At 45.3% G+C, this 22146-nt stretch carries 21 protein-coding genes and 2 pseudogenes; 6 read left to right on the top strand and 17 right to left on the bottom strand.

Features of this window, described 5'->3' with window-relative positions:
* Positions 1–41: 41 nt before the first annotated feature.
* From ACHBIE_RS03760 to ACHBIE_RS03745, 4 genes are all read right to left on the bottom strand, one after another.
* Positions 42–1439, bottom strand: coding sequence for a polysaccharide deacetylase family protein (locus ACHBIE_RS03760; protein WP_394732742.1), 1398 nt, complete (start codon positions 1437–1439; stop codon positions 42–44).
* 133 nt (positions 1440–1572) lie between these two features.
* The gene (locus ACHBIE_RS03755; RefSeq protein ID WP_105123463.1) at positions 1573–1956 is read right to left on the bottom strand and encodes a VOC family protein; all 384 of its coding nucleotides are present in this window, start codon (positions 1954–1956) and stop codon (positions 1573–1575) included.
* Between the two features lie 158 nt (positions 1957–2114).
* Positions 2115–2948, bottom strand: coding sequence for a discoidin domain-containing protein (locus ACHBIE_RS03750; RefSeq protein WP_394732741.1), 834 nt, complete (start codon positions 2946–2948; stop codon positions 2115–2117).
* Positions 2949–3212: 264 nt separating this feature from the next.
* Positions 3213–3905: a phosphoglycerate mutase gene (locus ACHBIE_RS03745; protein ID WP_394732740.1), complete on the bottom strand. Its 693-nt coding sequence runs from the start codon at positions 3903–3905 to the stop codon at positions 3213–3215.
* Between the two features lie 283 nt (positions 3906–4188).
* Between ACHBIE_RS03745 and ACHBIE_RS03740 the strand changes: the two genes are divergently transcribed.
* From ACHBIE_RS03740 to ACHBIE_RS03730, 3 genes are read left to right on the top strand one after another with little or no spacing between them, the layout of a single operon-like run.
* A complete protein-coding gene (locus ACHBIE_RS03740) occupies positions 4189–5373 on the top strand; it encodes an acetyl-CoA C-acetyltransferase (RefSeq protein WP_394732739.1) in 1185 nt (394 codons plus the stop codon).
* 25 nt (positions 5374–5398) lie between these two features.
* On the top strand, positions 5399–6556 hold the full coding sequence (locus ACHBIE_RS03735) for a hydroxymethylglutaryl-CoA synthase (RefSeq protein WP_394732738.1): 1158 nt from the start codon (positions 5399–5401) through the stop codon (positions 6554–6556).
* A 59-nt stretch (positions 6557–6615) separates the two neighbouring features.
* Positions 6616–7875: a hydroxymethylglutaryl-CoA reductase, degradative gene (locus ACHBIE_RS03730; RefSeq protein ID WP_394732737.1), complete on the top strand. Its 1260-nt coding sequence runs from the start codon at positions 6616–6618 to the stop codon at positions 7873–7875.
* Here ACHBIE_RS03730 and ACHBIE_RS03725 read toward each other — a convergent pair.
* Positions 7852–8406 (bottom strand): annotated as a pseudogene (locus tag ACHBIE_RS03725) (DUF4143 domain-containing protein); the annotation flags it as partial. The gene ACHBIE_RS03730 and the pseudogene ACHBIE_RS03725 sit on opposite strands and share 24 nt — an antisense overlap.
* On the opposite strand from ACHBIE_RS03725, the pseudogene ACHBIE_RS03720 reads away from it, so the two are divergent.
* Positions 8405–8653, top strand: a pseudogene (locus tag ACHBIE_RS03720) (DNA cytosine methyltransferase); the annotation flags it as partial. The pseudogenes ACHBIE_RS03725 and ACHBIE_RS03720 sit on opposite strands and share 2 nt — an antisense overlap.
* Before the next feature lie 15 nt (positions 8654–8668).
* Here ACHBIE_RS03720 and ACHBIE_RS03715 read toward each other — a convergent pair.
* The 10 genes from ACHBIE_RS03715 to ACHBIE_RS03670 form a co-directional block, all read right to left on the bottom strand.
* On the bottom strand, positions 8669–9130 hold the full coding sequence (locus ACHBIE_RS03715; RefSeq protein WP_105123459.1) for a GNAT family N-acetyltransferase: 462 nt from the start codon (positions 9128–9130) through the stop codon (positions 8669–8671).
* Between the two features lie 152 nt (positions 9131–9282).
* The gene (locus ACHBIE_RS03710) at positions 9283–9669 is read right to left on the bottom strand and encodes a TIGR02328 family protein (protein WP_269088520.1); all 387 of its coding nucleotides are present in this window, start codon (positions 9667–9669) and stop codon (positions 9283–9285) included.
* A complete protein-coding gene (locus ACHBIE_RS03705; protein ID WP_105123557.1) occupies positions 9659–10144 on the bottom strand; it encodes a GNAT family N-acetyltransferase in 486 nt (161 codons plus the stop codon). The genes ACHBIE_RS03710 and ACHBIE_RS03705 overlap by 11 nt, the downstream gene beginning before the upstream one ends.
* 43 nt (positions 10145–10187) lie before the next feature.
* The gene (gene murC / locus ACHBIE_RS03700; RefSeq protein ID WP_105123457.1) at positions 10188–11519 is read right to left on the bottom strand and encodes a UDP-N-acetylmuramate--L-alanine ligase; all 1332 of its coding nucleotides are present in this window, start codon (positions 11517–11519) and stop codon (positions 10188–10190) included.
* Position 11520: 1 nt separating this feature from the next.
* On the bottom strand, positions 11521–12180 hold the full coding sequence (locus tag ACHBIE_RS03695) for a hypothetical protein (RefSeq protein ID WP_105123456.1): 660 nt from the start codon (positions 12178–12180) through the stop codon (positions 11521–11523).
* A gap of 84 nt (positions 12181–12264) precedes the next feature.
* Complete coding sequence (locus ACHBIE_RS03690; RefSeq protein ID WP_394732736.1) at positions 12265–15348, bottom strand: DEAD/DEAH box helicase; 3084 nt, start codon at positions 15346–15348, stop codon at positions 12265–12267.
* Between the two features lie 115 nt (positions 15349–15463).
* Positions 15464–15790 (bottom strand): hypothetical protein, encoded by a 327-nt coding sequence (locus ACHBIE_RS03685; protein ID WP_105161269.1) that lies wholly within the window; start codon positions 15788–15790, stop codon positions 15464–15466.
* Between the two features lie 219 nt (positions 15791–16009).
* A complete protein-coding gene (gene hpf / locus ACHBIE_RS03680) occupies positions 16010–16552 on the bottom strand; it encodes a ribosome hibernation-promoting factor, HPF/YfiA family (RefSeq protein ID WP_105111237.1) in 543 nt (180 codons plus the stop codon).
* Positions 16553–16628: 76 nt separating this feature from the next.
* Positions 16629–17294: a ComF family protein gene (locus tag ACHBIE_RS03675; protein ID WP_105123454.1), complete on the bottom strand. Its 666-nt coding sequence runs from the start codon at positions 17292–17294 to the stop codon at positions 16629–16631.
* Entirely contained in the window at positions 17287–18579 is a 1293-nt protein-coding gene (locus tag ACHBIE_RS03670; RefSeq protein ID WP_105111235.1) for a DEAD/DEAH box helicase, read from the bottom strand. Before ACHBIE_RS03670 ends, ACHBIE_RS03675 begins: the two co-directional genes overlap by 8 nt.
* Before the next feature lie 56 nt (positions 18580–18635).
* On the opposite strand from ACHBIE_RS03670, the gene ACHBIE_RS03665 reads away from it, so the two are divergent.
* Together ACHBIE_RS03665 and cysK are read left to right on the top strand one after the other, a co-directional pair.
* A complete protein-coding gene (locus ACHBIE_RS03665; protein WP_105123556.1) occupies positions 18636–19268 on the top strand; it encodes a YigZ family protein in 633 nt (210 codons plus the stop codon).
* Positions 19269–19358: 90 nt separating this feature from the next.
* Complete coding sequence (gene cysK, locus ACHBIE_RS03660; protein WP_105111234.1) at positions 19359–20285, top strand: cysteine synthase A; 927 nt, start codon at positions 19359–19361, stop codon at positions 20283–20285.
* A 64-nt stretch (positions 20286–20349) separates the two neighbouring features.
* Here the strand turns inward: cysK and ACHBIE_RS03655 are convergent, their stop codons facing one another.
* Together ACHBIE_RS03655 and ACHBIE_RS03650 are read right to left on the bottom strand one after the other, a co-directional pair.
* Positions 20350–20721 carry a S1 RNA-binding domain-containing protein gene (locus ACHBIE_RS03655; protein ID WP_105111233.1) on the bottom strand — a complete coding sequence of 124 codons (372 nt, stop codon included), beginning with the start codon at positions 20719–20721 and terminating at the stop codon, positions 20350–20352.
* Position 20722: 1 nt separating this feature from the next.
* Positions 20723–22123 carry a bifunctional Cof-type HAD-IIB family hydrolase/peptidylprolyl isomerase gene (locus tag ACHBIE_RS03650; RefSeq protein WP_105111232.1) on the bottom strand — a complete coding sequence of 467 codons (1401 nt, stop codon included), beginning with the start codon at positions 22121–22123 and terminating at the stop codon, positions 20723–20725.
* Between the last annotated feature and the right edge of the window lie 23 nt (positions 22124–22146).

Here is a 22146-nt window from a genome sequence, read left to right as displayed (position 1 = left end):
AACCTATGCTCATGGTGAACATAGGTTAAATATAATCTTATTTAAGCGCCGGGTCCGGCATCAAATTGATTGTAATAAATCAATTGAGGATTGAGTTCTTGCCCCAGTAATTCACTAGAAGTCACCAACTTGAAACCTTGGCTCGCAAAATACTGGAGCGTTGGTTCGACACTTTCTACACTGGTAGGATGGATATCGTGGAGCAAAATGATAGATCCAGGAATCGTATTGGCCTTAATGGTTTCCAGAATGACCGCAGGATTCCGGCTGGACCAGTCATTGGAATCCACTGACCAATAGATAATGGGCATATTAATGACATTCATGGTCGCTTGATTGACTGCTCCGTACGGTGGCCGCATGAGCTTGGGCTTGTAGCCCAGAATCTTTTCCAGAGCAGCCTGGGTGTCACCAACTTCTGACTGAACAGCCTCTGGACTGATGCCTGTTAACTTCGGATGGTTCCAGGTATGGTTACCAATTTCATGACCTTCTGCCACCATTCGCTGGATAATATCCTCATTACCAGCAATATTTTTCCCTAAAATAAAGAATGTTGCCTTAACATTGTATTTCTTCAAAATATCCAAAATCTTTGGTGTCGTCTGGCGGTTGGGACCGTCGTCAAAGGTCAGAGCAATCCGTTTTTGATTGGCCAATTCTTCTTTTTCCTTTTGGTACTTGTCGTAGTTTTCCTGATCTGTGACTGTCAAATGATGGCCGGACAAGCAATCATAGAGCTCTGAGATGGAAATGGCTAGGATATCCACTTGATAGCCTTCTGGCAGGTTTAACAGAAACTGACTCTCTCGGTAGCTGAAGGATAGATTTTCCACATCTTCCTGGCCAAATTTCTGGAGAAGCTGGTCGATTTCTGCCTGCTCCATGCCTTGACTAGCCAATTCTCTCTGCAGGTGAGATGAGACAATGGCACGAAAAACTCCCTGGTCCTCAACCAAATGTTTCAAACTAAAGACCTCTTGCTCCGCTGTCAGTAAAATCTGCTCCACATCCTGTTTTTTCTGAGAAACCAACTTGGTTCCCCGTACCTTGTAAGGCCTTGTTCGAATCCGATAAGCTATGATGTCTTTGTACTCAGAGTTTTCCTTATCCACACTGAAAAAATGCAGTCCTGTCGTTCTAGATTGAGGCCCTTCCTGGCCGAATTGCTTTTTCACCAGTGCTAGGACCTCCTTCTGAATCACTGAAATCGGATTCCCAGCTTCATCTTCTGGAATGGCAACTTGAACAAATTCTGAACCGATTTTCCCAGCCTGACGATAGACATTGCTTTCCTTGGAATAGTTTAATTTTAGCTGTTTGACGTCATCTCTCAAGGCCTGTTCCTGGTATTTTCCATAAGCAAAGACCAACATGCCAAGGCACACTAAAAAAAGAATGCTATTGACAACCAACAGCGCAACATTTTGTTTTCTCATACAAGTAAATCTCTTTCATAGATATATATAACTATCATAGTATAAAAACGACTTTTTTTCAATCAATATTCGGTTTCTGAAAACAGTTACATAAAATAAAAAGAGCCGAACTTTTTCGACTCCTTTTCATCTCTTAGTCTGCGCGGATAACTTCCACACGGTAGCCATCTGGATCCGTTACAAAATAGTATCGTCCTGGATTGCCTGGTAGTCCACTGAGGTCTGTCGTTGGATAGCCAAGCGCCTTGTGCTTAGCATTGTCCCCTTCCAAATTATCTGAAGAGAGAGCCAGGTGTGAAAAACCATCCCCAACCACATAAGGACCATGATCGTAATTATAAGTCAATTCAATCTCAAACTCATCACCTGGAAGTGCCAAATACACCAAGGTAAACTTGTGGTCCGGATAATCCTTACGACGGGTTTCTTTAAATCCAAAGGCTTCTTCGTAGAACTTTTGAGAAGCTTCTAAGTTTTCAACACGCAAACAAGCGTGCAACATTTTTTTACTTGCCATGTTAGACTCCTTTTATTTGATACTTAAATTCTATCATAGAATACATGAAAAATCTGATATCTGATATGAAAAGTGGACCATCACAAGGACGGTCCACCTTATATAGTTGATGCTCAATTCCTATTGCCCCTGAGACCAATGGTCATGAACACTCCCTATCAACTATATTTTCTTTTGCGAGCTGCAAATCCTAGAAGACCCAGAGCTGTAAGACCAATGAGAGAAAAGCCTGATTGACTATCTCCGGTATTTGGCAAGCTAGCAGATTCTGATTGAGTTGCTGAAGCTGGACTTACTGACCCAGTTGGAACTGAGAGTTCAGAAGTTGAAACCGGTTCTGGACTAGCTACTGTTGAAGTAGTAACAGGTGCAGCTGGTACTTTAAACTCAAAGGCTGGCAGATAGTGATAAGCCGGTTCCCCTTTTTCCGTTACCAATTCGTCTTCAGCAATTGGGTAAGAAGCTGGATCTGCATAGTCTGTACCTGCTTGAAGTTCTGCTTCATTGCTGAATCCATCTTGACTAATTTCAAGGCTCAATCCAGTAATATTTCCATTACCAGCATTATCGCGAGCACGATAAATTAGGTGATCGACAGCTGTACTTTCTCCCAAATCAATAACTAGACTTGACGGAACAGCACGATTATTGTTCCAATCACTATGGTAAAGTGTATTATCATCACCATCGTAAAGATTGGTTAATGGTTCGTTTGCTTGTTCAGCCGTGCTTGCAGTTGCATTGACAATTGCTACTTTCAAGCTTGGATTTTTAGCAATTGTATTGGTTTCGAGAACCTCATATACTTCTGAAGAACCTAGTGGATTACGGGCTGTCACACGGAATCGATAACTTGTGGTTGGCAAAAGATTGTGCACATCAAAGTGAGCATTTTCTGTCCGACCAATCGCAACCGAAGCCACACCGACAGTAAAACGTCGGATAGAAAAACGTTGCCGCTTATCAAATAGTTGCTTTGAAAATTTATTCATTTAACATAGACCTCTATTTTTTATTATATTAATTATATTGTTTTCACTTTTGATGCATCCTCCTAAACCTACATCATCCATATTAAAGCGCTTACAAAAATAGTCTTTCATTGAATGATTTTAATCACAAGCATTTTGTGAATATATCCACTTGATAATTTATTGATATACGAATTCAGTTGTCATACAAACATAGTTATAAGTTGTGATAATTCTATCCGAGCATCAAAAAACACCTAGACCGAAGTCCAGGTGTCCAACCAATTACGCTTCCAAGTAGTACTCTTTCACGATGTTGAGGTTTTCGTCCAATTCGAACACAAGTGGTGGGAAGTTAGGGATTTCCACATCCATGATTTCATCGTCAGACAGTTGCTTGATGTGTTTTACAAGGGCACGGATAGAGTTACCGTGTGCACCTACGAAGACATTTTTGCCATCTTTCAAGGCTGGAGCAATCTTGTCTTCCCAGAATGGAAGAGCGCGCTCAAGCGTTACTTTTAAGTTTTCAGCATCTGGGATAACTGAGCCATCAAGGTGAGCATAACGACGGTCAGTGTGTGCTGAATGCTCATGATCTTTGGCCATTTCTGGTGGCAAAGTATCATAAGAACGACGCCAGATGTGCACTTGCTCATCACCAAATTCAGCAGCTGCTTCAGCTTTGTTTAAACCTGTCAAACCACCGTAGTGACGTTCGTTCAAACGCCATGATTTTTCAACTGGTACCCATAATTGATCTGCAGCTTCAAGAGCCAAGTTTGTTGTCTTGATTGCACGTTTCAATACTGAAGTGAAGGCCAAGTCAAACTCGATACCAGCTTCTTTGATCAATTTACCAGCGTCGATTGCTTGTTGTGTACCTTTGTCAGACAAATCAACATCAGCCCAACCAGTGAAAAGGTTAGCTTTGTTCCATTCAGACTCACCATGGCGAGCAAAAACCAATTTTACCATTATATGGATTCTCCTTTTTATTTTGAGGTTTCCCTCTTATACTTCTCTATTTTACACGAATTGCGTAAAAAATGCTAGTTTTTCCACAAGCTGTTTACGCTTTCATTATTTTTTCTTGAAAATTCAGCCCTCAGACCTATCCTTCTTCTTATCCATTATGCCAAAAACATGATATAATAGTTAGGCTGAACACGACAGATCCAAGAGGAGATTCCGCACTCTAGAAATGCCGGACTTTTTTATCCTTTGCGAACTGAACAATAATAATGAACACGGAGTACTCATGAATAAAGTAGCTATCGTGTCTGCCTACCGCTCTGCCATTGGCAGTTTCGGAGGTAGTCTAAAAGATATAGAAATCGCCGACTTGGGAGCCCAGGTTCTCAAGCAGGCGCTAGAGAAAAAGAATATCCCAGCGGAGAGCATTGACGAGGTCATCTTTGGCAATGTCCTTTCTGCTGGTCAGGGGCAAAATATTGCCCGCCAAGTTGCTGTCAAAGCAGGACTTCCGCAAGAAACTTCTGCTTATTCGGTTAATAAGGTCTGCGGTTCCGGTCTCAAATCCGTCTTGCTCGCAGCCCAGTCTATCATGCTGGGCGACAATGACGTCGTCGTTGCAGGTGGTATTGAAATCATGAGCCAAGCACCCTACCTGTCAAAGCACAGCCGATTCGGTGCTAAATTCGGACACTTGGAATTAGAAGATTCTATGCTGACCGACGGTCTGACGGATGCTTTTGAGGGCTACCACATGGGCATTACCGCTGAAAATGTTGCAGAGCGGTATCAGGTCACTCGTGAAGAACAGGACGCCTTCACCTTTGCCAGCCAAGAAAAAGCTGCTCAGGCTATCGCCCAAGGCACATTCGTAGATGAAATTGTCCCAATTAGCCTTCAAACCCGCAAGGGAGAAGTCATATTTGACACAGATGAATACCCACGATTGACACCTCTTGAAAAATTAGCAACACTCCGCCCTTCTTTCAAAAAAGATGGTACGGTGACTGCTGCCAATGCCTCAGGTATCAATGACGGCTGTGCAGTTCTCGTTCTCATGTCAGAAGAGAAGGCTAAGGAGTTGAATGTCCAGCCTCTAGCCTTCATCGAGGCCTATGCGACTAGCGGATTGGACCCAGCCTACATGGGCTTGGGACCAATTCCAGCTAGCCAGAAAGCTCTACAAAAACTCGGAAAAACAGTGGACGACATTGATTTGTTTGAAATCAATGAGGCCTTCGCTGCCCAGTCCATTCCTGTTGTCAAGGAATTGGGCATCCCAGCAGATAAGGTCAACGTCAACGGAGGTGCAATCGCACTCGGACACCCTATCGGTGCCAGCGGTAGCCGCATCCTGGTGACGCTGATCCACGAACTAGAAAAACGCAATGGAAAACTAGGCCTCTGCTCACTCTGTATCGGAGGCGGTCAGGGAATTTCCCTCATCATTTCCAAGGCGACCACAAGATAAATCACTTGTAAACAAAGGAATTTTTATGAATATTGGTATTGATAAAATCGGTTTTGCGGCACCTGATTTTGTATTAGATTTGGCTGACTTAGCCCAAGCCCGCTCTGTTGATCCTAATAAATTTAAAATCGGATTGCTCCAGTCTGAAATGGCTGTGGCTCCTGTGACTCAAGACATTGTGACCTTGGGGGCACAGGCTGCGGCTAGCATCTTGACCGAAGAAGATAAAGCAACTATTGACATGGTCATCGTTGGTACCGAATCAAGTGTTGACCAGAGTAAGGCTGCAGCCGTGGCTATTCATGGACTCCTCGGTATTCAACCCTTTGCACGGTCTATCGAAATGAAAGAGGCCTGCTACGGTGCAACTGCCGGACTCAGCCTAGCCAAAAGCCACATCAACCAATTCCCTGACTCCAAAGTTCTGGTCATCGCTAGTGATATTGCCAAATACGGTATCGCATCAGGCGGTGAACCAACTCAAGGTGCGGGCGCTGTTGCCATGCTGGTCACTGCTGACCCACGCATCATGGTCCTCAACAATGACAATGTCTGCCAAACCCGCGACATCTATGACTTCTGGCGTCCCAACTATGACAAATATCCGCGTGTTGACGGCAAATTTTCAACCGAACAATACACTAACTGCTTGACTACTACCTTCGACCACTACCAAGCGAAAACTGGACAACAGCTCAGCGACTTCGCGGCTATGTGCCTGCATATCCCATTCTCAAAGCAGGGGCTCAAGGGCCTCCAAGCCATTGCCAAGGACGAGGAAACCCTGACCCGCCTCTCTGACCGCTTCCGAGAGGCCATCGTTTACAATAAGGTGGTCGGCAACATCTATACTGGCTCGATTTTCCTTTCTCTCCTTTCCCTTTTGGAAAATAGCAGAGCGCTCAAGGCAGATGACCAAGTCCTCTTTTATAGCTATGGTAGCGGAGCTGTCTGTGAAATCTTTAGCGGCCGCCTAGTCGAAGGCTACCAAGAGTACTTGGAAATGGACCGCCTAGACAAGCTCAACCAGCGGACACGCTTGAGCATGGACCAATACGAACAAATCTTCTTTGAAGAAATTGAATTGGACGAAACAGGCACTTCTGCTGACTTTCCTGCTGACCAAAGTCCATTTGCTCTAGCTAAAATCCAAGACCACAGACGAATCTATATCAAAAACTAGTCAGTAACTGGCACCCTTGGCCAAGCCAGGGTGCTTTTCTCATATAGAAAGAGGAAATCATGTCCCATTTCTCAGGATATTACAAAAAAACGCGGCTTGAACGCATTGACTTGCTAGGTCAAGCTCGTCAGCTAGATGAGAAAACCATTGCAATTCTCCAGCAAGATGATAATCTCCCAGAAACCGTTGCAGGAAAAATGGCTGAGAACCACCTTGGAACCTTCTCCTTGCCCTTCTCGGTCGTACCAGAATTGCTGGTTGACGGTGTCAGCTACAGCATTCCCATGGTCACGGAAGAACCCTCTGTCGTTGCCGCTTGCTCGCTAGGTGGAAAAATGATTGCCAAATCGGGCGGTTTTTCCACCACTATCCACAACCGCCTTATGATTGGTCAAGTCGCACTCTACGACGTTCCTGACATGGACAGAGCCAGTCAGCTCATTGGTCAGGCGGAAGAAGAACTGCTCCAACTAGCCAACGACGCACATCCATCTATTGTCAAACGAGGCGGTGGCGCTAGAAAGATTACCGTCGAGCAAAAGGATGAGTTTCTGATTGTTTACTTGCGGGTCGACGTCCAAGAGGCCATGGGCGCCAATATGTTAAATAATATGTTGGAAGGGATAAAAGAACATTTGGAAACTCTATCGCAAGGTCAGGCCTTGATGGGGATTCTGTCCAACTATGCAACGGAGTCCCTAGTGACCGCAGAATGTCGGATAGCCATCTCAAGTCTAGCAATCAGCTCTGCCATTGCCCAAGAAACGGCAAAAAAAATAAGCCTTGCCAGCAAACTGGCTCAGGTGGACCCTTATCGGGCAGCCACCCACAATAAGGGGATTTTTAACGGCCTTGACGCCCTTGTACTTGCGACGGGAAATGACTGGCGGGCGGTTGAGGCAGGCGCTCACGCCTATGCCAGTCGCGACGGACAGTATCGCGGTCTATCAACATGGACTATCCAAGGCGAGGAGCTGGTAGGTTCCATCACACTGCCCCTGCCTATCGCTACCGTCGGTGGTTCGATTGGCCTCAATCCTAAGGTTCAGGCAGCTTTTGCTATTTTGGGACATCCACAGGCGCGGCAACTAGCCTCTATCATAGCCGCTGTCGGTCTCAGCCAGAACTTCGCTGCTCTGCGCGCCTTGGTCACAACTGGTATCCAACAGGGACACATGAAACTCCATGCCAAATCCCTGGCCCTGCTTGCCGGCGCCCACGAAAAGGAGGTCGACCACCTAGCCCACCTCCTGCGCCAAAAAAAACACAGCAATCTGGAGACAGCACAGAAATTGTTAGAAGAAATGAGAAGAAACTAAAAAAAGAGGGGTGACTCTTTTTTTAGCCTCCACTAACCAGTCTAGCAGGCTCATCTTCTCGATACCGCCATAATTTGCATAGGGTTGAATAGTATCCATAGTCAGTATATACTTGGGGTAGTTGTCTGAAATCTTCTGCAGCGGACGCAATTCCCTTTCAAGTATTTCAGGCGCAAGAGTTGTTTCACTGACTTGGTAGTAGGCAAAATGCCCCTGCTCCGTGACGGCAATGAAATCCACCTCGTACTTATCGACATTGCCAACATAGACCTTGCTATAACGTCGACATAGCTCCAGAAATACAATATTTTCAATCATATTTCCAATATCTTCCTGATGATCTGGAAGCAATAGGTTTCTAAAACCAAGGTCTACTGTGTAGTATTTTTCTAGACGCTGTAAGAGACTACGCCTTTTTACATCAAACCGAGGAACTGCGTAAAAGAGCAGGCTATCTGTAAGGCTGTTCAGATATTGTTCCAAGGTTGCATGTGCGATTTTTACACCCTGACTAATCAGGGTATTTTTTATACTAACATCAGAGGGGACTGTCAATCGCTCTACCCACTTCTTAAAAGTCAATGGGCGTTACCGCCTCATTACACCTATTGAAGCAGAACGACTGCAAGACTTTCCAGACGATTGGACAGCTAAGAAAAAACTTTCTGACGGAACTATTGTTGACGTTTCTGATAAAATGCGAATGTTTTTCATGGGTAATGCCTTAGTAACAGAAATTGTTAAAAAAATAGGAGAATTTATTAAAGAACTCGACTGAAATAGTTGAGTTCTTTTATAATACTTCCTCCATCCGTATCTTCTGCGGTTTCAACCCTAGTTGCTCATAAAATGCGACTGACTTCGTATTATCCGCCCAAACATCCAACGTTATATTGTAGCAACCACTTTCCTTGGCATAAGAAAGAGCAAAAGCATAGAGTTCCTTACCAATTCCCTGACCGCGAACCTGCGATGACACACACAAATCATCTATGAAGAGCGTTTTTACAGGCTGTAATACCTGACTCTGTGCCTCTTGAATTTGGCAAAAGAGATGCCCAACTACCTGTCCCGCCGTTTCATAGACAAAAATTAGCTGGTCTGGATTTCCAATCATGGAAGTCAAGTCTGCCTGCGAATATTTTTGCCCACTTTCCCTAAAAATATCAGGTCTTCCCACATGATGAACCTGTAAAATCTCCTCAAGCAGGCTTTCCAGTGATGGAATGTCTTGTAACTGAGCTGGTCTAATCATCTTTTTCCTCCTTCAAAAAAAATAATACAAATCGGTCCTAAGACCGATGAATATTCTGAAAATTCCTTTATACTATAAGTGTATCCTAAAATTTTTCATAAATCTCCTAAAAGTCAGTCCTCTGGGCTGATTTTTTGTGTTTAACGTATGATTTACAGAAAAATCCCCTTGTCCCGCAAATTGACTAGACATTCTTCCAAGTAAAATGCGTCATGCTCTGGATAAATAGGACTGGTCAGTGGAATTTCTTCAACCTCACTATTAGCCGCTTCCTTCTTCCCACGATAGGTCGACTCCTGCCATTCGGCCGACACCTTGTAACCTCTTTTCTCCATCTTCTGCATGATCATCTTATAATATTGAAACAATTTAGTCGGAGAATGGGTAAAGACATAGTTGACCGTCGCATGAGGACGTCCCCAACCTGCACCTCGTAAGGCACAACATTCTCTACGCTGTCCCAACAATTGCTGGCGCGGAAGTACAGAAATGAAGTCTTGATGCCAAAGTCGCCTTGGTTCCCCCCTACTATGGCACAGACCAATACATGTCAAACCACTGGCCACCGCCAAACTGTGACTGGGATGGTCCCATATCCTCAAAGCCATTACGCTCATAATAGTTGAGCAAATATTCCTTACAAGTTAAAGCAATCCCCTCCATATCTCTTGACCTTGCGACTTCTTTCAAGGCAGCCGTGAGTAGGGTACCAAGCCCCTGACCCTTGTAGGCATTGTCCACTGACAGGCTAGCAATGTGCAAGTATCGTCCTTTCAAGTCAGCAGAGTTTGTCAGCTCAAAAATAGCATCCGTCACCAGCTTCTCTTCTGCAGGACAGGCTAACAAATAAGCCGCTACTTCTCCCTCGTGAATCATAACGAGACTGGACTGGCTACAATTTGCAGCATAAGCCGCCAAAACAGGCTCTGAAATCTGCTCCTCAGGAATAAAATTTTCCTGCTCCAGCCGCAAAATACCAGGCAAGTCACCCGGCTGCGAAAAACGAATTTCCATATTATTTCCCCCAGTATCAGAAAAGGGACCGCTGTCCCTTTTCTTATTGTACATTATGTGTCAAATTTGACAAGAGACGCTCAAATGAGTATTCATAAGATTGAATATCTCCCGCCCCCATAAAGACATAGACTGCATTGTCATGATCCAAGAGCGGCGAAGTGTTTTCAACCGTTACCTGTCCACCTTTTTTCTTTATTTTAGCTGCCAGATCCTCTACTTTGACCTCTCCATTATCAGTCTCACGCGCTGATCCATAGATTTGTGCCAAATAAACCGCATCAGCCCCATTCAAAGCCTCTGCAAATTCATCCAGGAGCGCAATGGTACGCGTAAAGGTGTGGGGTTGGAAAATAGCAACCAACTCTTTGCTTGGGTACTTTTGACGGGCGGCATCAATAGTCGCAATGATTTCCGTAGGATGATGAGCGAAGTCATCAATGATAACCGTATCATTAACTATTTTCTCAGTAAAGCGACGCTTGACACCAGCAAAAGTCTTGAGATGTTGAGCCACTAAGGCTAAATCAAAACCTGCTATATGGAGGTTAGCAATGACGCCTGTCGCATTCATAACATTATGCTTGCCAAAGGTTGGAATTTGAAACTCACCCAATTCTTTTTCCTTATAGCGAACCTTGAATTGTGAGCCCGTTGTTGATGGACGCAAGTCATAGGCTACAAAATCATTTTCATCGCCTAAACCATAGTAGTAAATCGGCGCATTGGCTGTAATCTTACGCAATTCCTCATCCTCACCATAGAGGAAAAGACCTTTTTTAACCTGCTTGGCATAGTCATTGAAGGCATTGAAGACATCCTCAAGGCTAGTGAAATAGTCCGGATGGTCAAAGTCAATATTGGTGATAATGCTGTACTCTGGGTAATATGGAGCAAAATGACGCTCATATTCATCTGACTCAAAAACAAAGTATTGGGCATTGGCAGAACCACGACCTGTACCATCACCGATTAAGAATGAGGTATCCGTGATATTGCGCATAACATGGGCCAAGAGACCTGTAGTTGACGTCTTTCCGTGGGCACCAGCCACACCAAGGCTAGTAAATTCCTTCATGAATTGGCCCAGGAACTCGTGGTAACGCTTGTAGCTGTAGCCATTCGCATCCGCATAGGCGATTTCCAGGTTATTGTCTGGACGGAAGGCATTACCAGCAATCAGCTCCACATCGGCAGTAATATTTTTTTCATCGAAGGGCAGGATAGGAATTCCAGCTTGCTCCAGCCCACGCTGGGTAAAGTAATACTTATCTACATCACTTCCTTGAACCTTGTGGCCCATTTGGTGGAGCATAAGAGCCAGCGCACTCATGCCTGAACCCTTAATACCAATAAAATGATAGGTTTTTGTCATCTTAATCCTCTTCTATCTGTGTCAAATTGAGTTCTTGTGCAACCTGCTTATCACGAAAGGCACGTCTTTCCGGATAATTATAGACCTGACTTCTCTTGAGGAAATCAAAGGACTGGTTGCTTGATGTTTTTTCCTGCACCCGGTCCTCTTTTTTCAAAGAATAGACTTCTGGCAAATCTGCTAAAATATAGCTTTCTTGGCGCAAACGGTCAGCTAGATTGGCCAGAAGATCGCCAGTCACTTCCTTGTGAGGAGTAGGATGGACAGTTGGAACTTTTTTAGGCTTGCTTCCGATAAAATCATCCTTCAAATAGCTAGCTGAACGTTTCTTTTTAATATCTTCTTTGGCTACTTCCCTGGCTAACTGCCCCTGGGTCTTCCGCTCCGCATGCTGGACCGGTCTGTGAAGATTTCGGTCCCGTCTGGAATAATGCGACCTCTTGGTAGCAAATAAAGGGGGCAAGAGCTCGTCTTCCGTCTGCTCTGGAACAGGCTTCACCGCTGGTTCCTGACTGCCACTGACTTCAAACACCTTGTCCTGATAAGGTCCCTTAATATTTGAAATCAAATCGCTCTCCTCATAGAGAAGCATCTGAGGGCTGGCCTCAATCAGGGGCTCATTGTCTGAAATGATGGGAAATCGAGTTTCTTCTCTTATCATAGCACATTCCTTTCAACTACTCATTATATCATAAAGGCACAGGGTTTTACCACACAAGAGGAAGTCTGCTTCAGATTGTCAGCCTTATTCTGTGATACCAAGAATGTCACGAATATCTTCAACCGTCAGACTTGAGCGACTTTCTTCGCCGTCCAGCACCGTCTTGACTAGATTTTTCTTACTTTCCTGCAGGGCAAGGATTTTTTCTTCAATCGTTCCCCTAGTAATCAATCGATAGCATTCGACCGTTTCTGTCTGCCCCATTCGGTGGGCCCGACTAATGGCCTGGGATTCCACCGCAGGATTCCACCAGAGGTCAACCAAAATGACTGTATCGGCACCGGTCAGGTTGAGCCCCACGCCACCTGCCTTGAGGGAAATGAGGAAGGCATCGCGGCTACCTGCGTTAAAGGCCTGGGTCATTTCTTGGCGCTGACTAGCAGGGGTCGAGCCGGTCAATTTGTAAGAGGTCAGGCCCAACTCATCCAGCTGCTGCTCAATCTTATCCAGCATTGTTCTAAACTGTGAAAAAATCAATACCCGATGCTCACCCTCTTTAAGCTGTTGCAGGAGCTCGCTCAGGCTATTGAGCTTACCACTTTCTCTGGTAAAATCATCCATAAAGAGGCTGGGAGTGTCACAAATTTGGCGGAGACGGGTAATGCCTGATAGGATTTCAATCTTATTGCGGTTAATCTGGGCATCATCTGCTCCCAACACCTTGGACTGCATTTGCTGGAGTTGCCCCAGATAGATGACCTTTTGCTCATCTGTCAATTCATTTAGGACATTGACCTCAATCAAATCTGGCAATTCATCCAGAACCTCTTCCTTATGCCGTCTGAGGACAAAGGGCTGGATCATACGGGCAATTTCCTGGGAAGTCATCTTGCTAAATTCCTGCTTACCTGGCAGGAGGCCTGGTAGGACAATCTGGAAAATAGACCAAAGCTCAGTCAGGTGATTTTCAATAGGCGTACCAGACAGGGCAAAACAATTCCCTACCTCAAACTCTCTCAGAAGCTGGGCAATTTTTGACTGGGAATTTTTCATGACCTGGGCTTCATCCAAAATCAAATAATCAAATTGCTCTTCTTTATAGAGGTCAAAATCCTGTCTGAAGGATGGGTAGGAAGTCACATAGACCTGATGGTCCTCATTGATAAGCTTTTCCCGGTGGTCCTTATTGCCATAGACCACTGCCACTTCCAAGTCCGGCGCAAATTTGGCACATTCTTCCTGCCAGTTATAAATCAAACTAGATGGAGCCAAAATCAAAACCTTGGAACTTGACTTCAGATGGCCTGACAGGAAGGCAATAGTTTGCAGGGTCTTCCCTAGACCCATATCATCTGCCAGAATGCCCCCGAAACCATAATGGTTGAGCATGGAAAGCCATTTGACGCCTGTCTCTTGGTAATCCCGTAGTTGCTGATTAAGGGGCTGTTGGGGAAGAGGAAAGGTATCTGGTGCCGCCAAATGAGCCGCCATGGTTTGAAATTCTTCCGAAAAATGAACCTGGTCCAAGCCTGACAATTGCTGAGCCAATCGGAAACCATTCAAGGCATCCAAATGAAGGGTCTGCCCCTTTCCAAATTTAGCTCGGAGATTGGTCAGAGTCTGGCTGATGCGCAAGGCCTCTTCGTCGAAGACCAGCAACTTGCCACTTGGGCTGGTATAGTGGTCCTCCTGGTTTAAGAGGGCCTGGATGGCCTGATCCACCTCGGATTGATCAATGCCTGTCAAGTCAAAGGAAATGTCCAACAAGGAACCATTTTTCACGATTTCAAGACTTGGCTTGGCCTGAATAAGATTATTTTCTAACTGCTGGTCCAGGTAAACCTTACCCATTTTTTCCAACAGGGCTAGATGTTCCTTGTAGAAGGTATACCATTCGGTCTGGACCAAGGGCTGGCGGTAGGCCAGGAATTTCCCATGAAAGCCTGCTAGCTTGATCGCCTGGTGGACAGCTTCCAGATGTTGAAAATGACTTGTAAAAGGTAGTAAGTCCAGCTCCTCTTGCGAGGCAACCTTGCGACCTGAAAAATCCAAGACCAGCTGCAGGGTCAAGCGACCACTTGCCTCCATGCCCAGATGGAATTCCGGCTGAAAATCCTCAATGGCAAAGCGTTTGGGTGCCTTGACTTTCCCCAATTTTTGCAGTTCCAATAAACTAAGGGCCAATTTGCCCTGATCTTGAAAATCCACTTGAACCTTGCGTAGGCCTGATTCAGTCGGAACCAGATCATTGATCCGCATCAGCAGATTTTCCTGCTGGTGATTCAGGCTATAGATAGTACCATGTTTGAGTAGGTAACTTCCATAAAAGAGCTGGCGGACAGGCTCTTCATGAATCACCATTTCAATCATATCCATATGAACCGTTACTTCAAAACAAAAGAGACCGTCTTCTGGCGTTAGGTGTTTAATGGTCAACTGTGAGTAGCTGGTCTGCTGGTGGGTCAGTTGAAATTCATCCAAGTCCCCCAGTAATTCCAGCCCCTCCTCAAAGTGAGACTTGGGCAGGCGAAAATGACGACCGAAATGAACCAAGACTTCCGAGTCCAGGCGGGCTTTTTCAGGCACCAGGACCCATAAAAATTCCAGAAGAGCCTGACTTGCCGGGTCAAAATGATCAAAGGACACATGCTCAAAGTATTTTTTACCGATTTGATACTGGCCATTGGTTTTGACCACCTTCAAAAAGGCCCCAATATCGCGAATAATATAGTAACGCTGGTCTGGCAAACGACCGATTTTGAGGGTCCAGTCAATCTGGCGGTCATAGGCCAATAACTGCCCCTCCACCGCCAATTGGTATTGGATACCCAAATCAAGCGGAAGCGGTAAAATTTCATCCAAAAACAAGCCGTCAAAGTAGGTTCGCCTAGCGGTCTCCTTCTGATGGCTGCCCTCCTCCTTGAGGGTCTGACCAGCCTTATCATTCTTCAAAAAATACTCCGTAGCAGCCAAATGCTGGCAGTAGCCCTTGTTTTGAAATAGCAGACAGCTACAATTAAGCTCACTATCGTCATCGCTATAGGAAAACAACTCCCCGGCAATTTCCAGCGTCATCTTTCCCAGCTCGCTCTCAACGACTCTCAACTGACCCGATTCGTATAAATCAATTCCTTCCTGGCGAGTCCGCCCCGGCATCATCCTACTCATCCATGCTCCTATTCAACATTCATTCCTAACAAATATTATCTCCCTATTATAGCATAATTGAAACCGAATTTCCCTCCCCAGGCATCAAAAAAACACCAGCTCAAGCTGATGCTTTCTATTTCCTCTTCCAATAATAGTTGGTTGCGCGACACATCCTGACCAGGTATTTGCCCAGTCGCCAAAGCGAAAAGAGCGCAAGCCCAAGGAGGAAGGTAGCAAGAATCATATGGCCCAGATGAAAGTCTTTCAGCAGCTTAGCTAGGCTAAAGAAACTGATAAAAGCAAGCAAGCCGACCAGGACCAGATGAAACAAGATTCCGAGCCAGCCCAACCAGTAACGACTGCCAAAGGGCGCCTGTTTTTCTGGCTCAAAAACTGGCAATTCCAAGAGCCACCCTCCAATTAATTCTGCTAAAAACTGCATAGCTAGTCCTTTCGTCACCCGTCATGGCAAAAGAGAGAAGGTTGCCCTCCTCTCCTATTCGTTTATATAAGAAACAGTATTTACAAGTAAGGTAGATTTAGATGAGAGATAGTTTTTTTTACAAATCAAGACCGTTTTTTGATGGAATACTGACTGTATTTCGAGAAAAACGAACGATGAGTGGCAGAAAACTAGCCTTAGCTAAAGATACTGAACTGTGAATACAAGTTCTGAGAATTACTGACGCACTTCCAAGAGTCCCAAATCGCCATCTTCACGTTTGTAAAGGACATTGGTAGTACCATCATTGGCATCTGTGTAGATAAAGAAGTCATGTCCAAGCAATTCCAATTGAAGAACCGCCTCTTCCATATCCATTGGTTTCAAGTCTACCTGCTTAGTACGAACTACTTTTACTTCTTCTTCAGCTTGCTCTACCAACTCGTCTGTAAAGACTTGACCAGTAGCCACTTTTTGACGGTGTTTGCGCTCGATTTTTGTCTTATTACGACGGATTTGACGTTCAATCTTGTCTACGACAAGGTCGATTGAGCCATACATTTCTTGTGAAATGTCTTCTGCACGTAGGGTTACACCACCAACAGGGATAGTCACTTCAACCTTAGCACGCTTGTCACGGTAAACCTTCAAGTTTACCTTGGCATTCAACTCTTGGTCTGCACTAAAGTACTTCTCAATCTTAGCAACTTTCTCTTCTACATAGGCACGGAGTGCATCTGTAACTTCAAGGTTTTCTCCACGAATACTGAATTTAATCATATTAGTACCTCTTTCTTGGCTTTCGCCTTTCTTCACTATCATTATAACACATTTATAAAATATTGCAACCGTTTTCTCAACGTGAAAGTGAAAATGTTTTGATTTCTTTCTGACCAGTTTTCATGAAAAGTCCCACAGCAAGCTGGATTGTGGCACCTGTTGTGTAAATATCGTCAACTAAAATTATTTTCTCTGGAAGCTCATCTTCCTCCAACAAATAAAAGACCTGTTCCGCATCAAGACGCTCCTCCCGACTTTTTGAAGACTGTTTCTGGCTATCAATTTTGCCCAAGAGCTCTTTATATGGAAGACCAGCTGCATCAAGTAGCCCCGTCACCTGATTGAAGCCTCGCTCCTCCAACCTCTCTGGACTAAGGGGAATGGGAACCAAGGTATAGTCCGAATAAGCTGACAGGGCTGCCTTGATTTGCTGGGAAAAGATCTGTCTGAGCAGATAGTCCCCTTGAAACTTGTACTTGCTGAAATAATCTGCCATGGCTGGATTGTATTGGAAAATGGCCCTGTGGTCAATGTGTTTGCCCCTGGCCTGCCAGTGCCGACAATCACTGCAGATATCGGAAGTTCCTGACTTATAACACGACGGACAGTGGAGCTCTGCTATTTCCTTAAAAGAAGCCTGACAGCTGGAACAAATCCCTAGCTTCTCCTGCTGGAAAAAGAGGATAGAGCTAAATGTGGTGCGGGTTCGCAGGCTTTCCGCACAGAGTAGGCAGTTAGACATAGCCGGCCTCCTTATTCATAAATTTGATTTCAGCGATTGCTTTTTCAATGGCACGGGTCGAACCCTCATGAAAAAAGAGGAGCAAGCCTGTGGGACGATCCATGGACCGTCCGACTCGACCTCCAATCTGCACCAAACTGGACGACGTATAGAGATAGTGGTTGGCCTGGACTACCATGACATCAACCATGGGAAAGGTCACACCTCGCTCCAGAATCGTTGTTGAAACCAGGATGGTAATGGTGCGGTCGCGAAAACCTTGAACAATCTCCAGTCGATTTTCCGTCTGACTAGAAACAAAACCGATTTTCTCATCAGGAAATTCTCGCTCCAAAATCGCTACAAATTCCTGGCCTTTGGAAATTTCTGGCAGAAAAATCAGCAAGGGAAAACTTGTTTTTCGCTGGTTTCTGATAGCTTTCTTGAGCTTGACAACCAGCTTGTCCTTTTTCAGGCTCTGGTCAAATTGGCTGAACCAGACCTTTTCTGGCACAATCAAGGGATTGCCGTGAAAGCGTCTGGGCAAACTGAGCCGTTCTAATTGGCCGGATTTTACCTTCCTATCCAGCTCATCCGTCGAGGTCGCTGTCAGGAAAACCTGGAGCCCGTCTGCTTTGACGGCATTGTCTACTGCCCGGTAGAGCATGGGATTGTCCGCATAGGGAAAGGCATCCACCTCATCGATTAAGACCAAATCAAAGGCCTGGTAGAACTTGAGCAACTGGTGGGTGGTAGCGACCACAAGCGGCGTCCGAAAATAAGGATCCGACTGGCCATGAAGGAGACTGATGGGAACAGCGAAATCTTGTTGCAGCCGCTTATAAAGCTCGATACAGACATCAATTCTGGGACTGGCCAGACAAACTGCTCCGCCCTGGTCAATGACTTGCGCTACTGCATGGTAAATCATCTCCGTCTTTCCAGCCCCCGTCACGGCATGAACCAAGGTCGGCCGCCTTTTTTCAATATTGGCACAGAGCCCGTTTGAAATCTTCTGCTGCCAATCAGTCAGCTGACCAGACCACTTGAGACAGGCATTTTCTGGGAAATCCTGCTGGGGAAAATAATAGAGTTCCTCATCTGACCGCACCCTGCCTAGCAGGATGCATTCTCGGCAATAGTAGGCCCCGTTTGGCAAACGATGGCGATCCGAAAATGCAGTCGAACAACGAAAACAAACGCCCCCCTCTGTCATGCTAGGTAAGGTCTGAGCTGCTTGGCGCTCTTCAGCCGTCAATTGATACTTGGTAAACAGTCGTCCATAATAATTTTCTAATTCTTTCATCACTTATTTATTCGGAAATTTTTGTCAGTTTTTGGAAAAACGTGTATAATTTTGGTATGAAAGAATTTAAGACCATTAAAGAAGACGGTATTGTCGAAGAAGAGATTAAGAAATCCCGCTTTATTTGCTTTATGAAACGGGTGACAACCGAGGAAGAGGCCAGAGAATTTATCAACGGTATTAAGAAAGAGCACTACAAGGCCAACCATAACTGCTCTGCCTTTATCCTTGGCGAAAATATGGAAATCAAGCGATCATCGGACGACGGCGAGCCTTCTGGTACAGCGGGTGTTCCCATGCTGACAGTGCTGGAAAATCATGAACTGACCAATGTCGCAGCGGTTGTGACCCGCTATTTTGGAGGTATCAAATTGGGTGCCGGTGGGCTGATTCGGGCTTATGCTGGAGCCGTGTCCAAGGCCGTCAAGGAAATCGGCGTTGTTGAAGTCAAGGAGCAAAAAGGCATTTCTATCACCCTTTCCTATGCCCAGTACCAGGAATTTGCCAACTGGCGGGCTGAGTTGGGACTGGAAGAACACGATACCCAATTTACAACGGAAGTTCAAACCATGATCTATGTTGACAAGGAACTGGTTGCGCCGACTCTGACTAGTCTGACCGAATTTTACCATGGCAAGGTCACAAGCCAAGAGACTGAGCCAAGAATTGTCGAAGTTTCTGTTCATTAAAAAAAGCTATCATAACGATAGTTTTTTTATATTATACATTGGCTGGGACTTGGTATATACTAGAAGTAACTATATTTGGAGGTATTAGCAATGGCTATTTATCAATCGATTACAGAACTTGTCGGAAAAACACCGATTATCAAACTCAATAACATTGTCCCTGAAGGTGCTGCGGATGTCTATGTCAAACTGGAGGCCTTCAACCCTGGTTCTTCTGTCAAAGACCGCATTGCTCTGGCAATGATTGAAGATGCTGAAAAGGCCGGCACTATCAAGCCTGGTGATACGATTGTTGAGCCTACAAGCGGAAATACTGGTATCGGTTTGGCTTGGGTTGGAGCTGCAAAAGGTTACAAGGTCATCATCGTCATGCCTGAAACCATGAGCATTGAGCGTCGTAAAATTATCCAAGCCTACGGAGCTGAGCTAGTTCTCACACCAGGTAGCGAGGGGATGAAGGGTGCCATTGCCAAGGCCAATGAAATCGCTGAAGCACAAAATGGCTGGGTACCTTTCCAATTTGCCAACCCGTCCAATCCAAAAGTTCATGAAGATACAACAGGACAAGAAATTTTGGAGGACTTTGGACCAACTGGTCTGGATGCATTTGTGTCAGGCGTGGGTACTGGTGGTACCGTCAGCGGTGTCTCTCATGTCCTTAAGGCAGCCAATCCCGATGTAAAAATTTACGCTGTGGAAGCAGATGAGTCTGCCGTCCTCTCTGGTGAAGCACCTGGTCCGCACAAGATTCAAGGAATTTCAGCTGGCTTCATCCCAGACACCCTGGATACCGCTGCCTACGATAGCATTGTCCGCGTCAAATCAGATGATGCTCTGACAACCGGCCGCGCTATCGGCGGACAGGAAGGTTTCCTGGTCGGTATTTCTTCTGGCGCTGCTATTCATGCTGCGATTGAAGTCGCTAAGGAACTAGGAGCTGGCAAAAAAGTCTTGGCTATCCTGGCTGACAACGGTGAACGCTATCTGTCAACTACCCTCTATGAGTTTGAAAACTAATATACCAAAAGAGCCTGGATTTCCAAGCTCTTTTTACTATTGGAAAGCTAGACTAGCAACTAGTCTAGACCTTTCCTTCTTTCATTTCCTTCAAATACTCCTTGGATTCGGCAATCCAGGTTGGGAGGGCCTTGGCCAGAGGCTCAAAGCCAATCTTATAGCGGTCGTTGGTAAAGCGGTGGTGTCTTGGGATTTTTTGGCGTTCTTCTTCCAAGGTCCGCATAGATAGACTAGCCTTGTGCGAATATTCATCATAGTCAACGACTTGGACCAGAACTTCCTGGCCCATTTTAATAAAATGGTGGATATTATCAACAAAGCCTGTCTTGATTTCAGAAATATGGATAAGCCCAATCTGACCGTTCTCTAATTCAACAAAGGCACCGTAGGGCTGAATGCCCGTCACTTTTCCTTTGACTTTATCACCAATATTCATCTTAGTCCTCGATTTCAATACTTTCGATGACAACATCTTCATGCGGACGGTCTGAACCATCTGTCTCTACAGACGCAATGGTATCCAATACCCTATAAGATTCTTGATCCATCAAATGTCCAAAGACCGTGTGGCGTTGATCCAGGTGCGGTGTTCCCCCATTTTCAGCATAAAGAGCCGCAATTTCCTTAGGCCAGCCACCGCGCTCCAATTCCTTGACATTGTAAGGGAAATTCTGGTTCTGCACGATGAAAAATTGACTGCCATTGGTATTGGGACCTGCATTGGCCATAGAAAGAGCACCACGCAGGTTGAAGGCCTCCATAGAAAATTCATCCTCAAAGGACTCACCGTAGATAGACTCACCGCCCATACCTGTACCAGTCGGGTCGCCACCTTGAATCATGAAATCCTCGATAATACGATGGAAAATAATGCCGTCATAGTAACCATCTTTTGACAGGGCAACAAAGTTCGCCACTGTTTTTGGTGCAATTTCTGGGAAGAGCTTGATGGTCATGCTACCGTGATTGGTCTTGATGCGGGCAACTGGTCCCTCTACATTTTCCAAGTCTAATTGTGGGAAGTATTTTTCTTTTTCTACCAAACCTAATTTCTCCAAGGCATCAAAAATGCCGTCTTCTTCTACTGTTTTTGTAATATAATCTGCATGTTTTTGCAGTTCTGGGTGGGAATGCCCCATGGCAATACTGATGCCAGCATATTGGAAGAGCTCGATGTCATTAAGACCATCGCCAAAGACCAAGACATTTTCTGGTTTGAGACCAAGCTTTTCAACGATTGCGGCTACCCCTGCTGCCTTAGAGGCAGACTTGAGGACAATGTCTGATGAAATGGCATGCCAACGGACACTGCGTAAGTCACTCTGCAATTCCTCCGGTAAGACCACTTCCTGACCTTCCTGCTCAAAGGTCCACATTTGGTAAATATCCTGGCCCTTGTAAAAATCAGGGTCTGTCTCCAGATTATCATAAATGGGGTCAATGGCCTGACTAATCCGCTGGTCACGGAAGGACAGAGTGGCTTTTTCGGCGCTCATAACCCCATAGTCAATCCCCACTTGCTTGGTCCAAGCAATATATTTCTCAATCAAATCCGGTGCAATCGGAGCCTTACGAATGACATTGCCTTTGGCATCTTCTACATAAGAGCCGTTTATCATAGCAAAGTAATCCGGCTGCAAGGCCTGGATTTCTGGCACAACACCATATTTGGCCCGACCAGAGGCAATCCCTATCAAGATGCCTTTTGCTTTCAGTGATGCAAAGACCGTCGGAATAGTGTCCGGAATAAATCCAGTCTCCACCAAGCGCAAGGTATCATCAATATCGAAAAATACCAACTTAATCTTCTTGGCCTTGTATTTTAATTTTGCGTCCATCTATTCTCCCCCACTTTTGTTTT

Origin of the sequence: Streptococcus sp. A23 (assembly GCF_043674155.1) — a bacterium.
GTDB lineage: Bacteria > Bacillota > Bacilli > Lactobacillales > Streptococcaceae > Streptococcus > Streptococcus suis_V.
The sequence above is the reverse complement of the archived record's forward strand: the minus strand, read 5'-3'. Positions and strand labels throughout refer to the sequence as shown.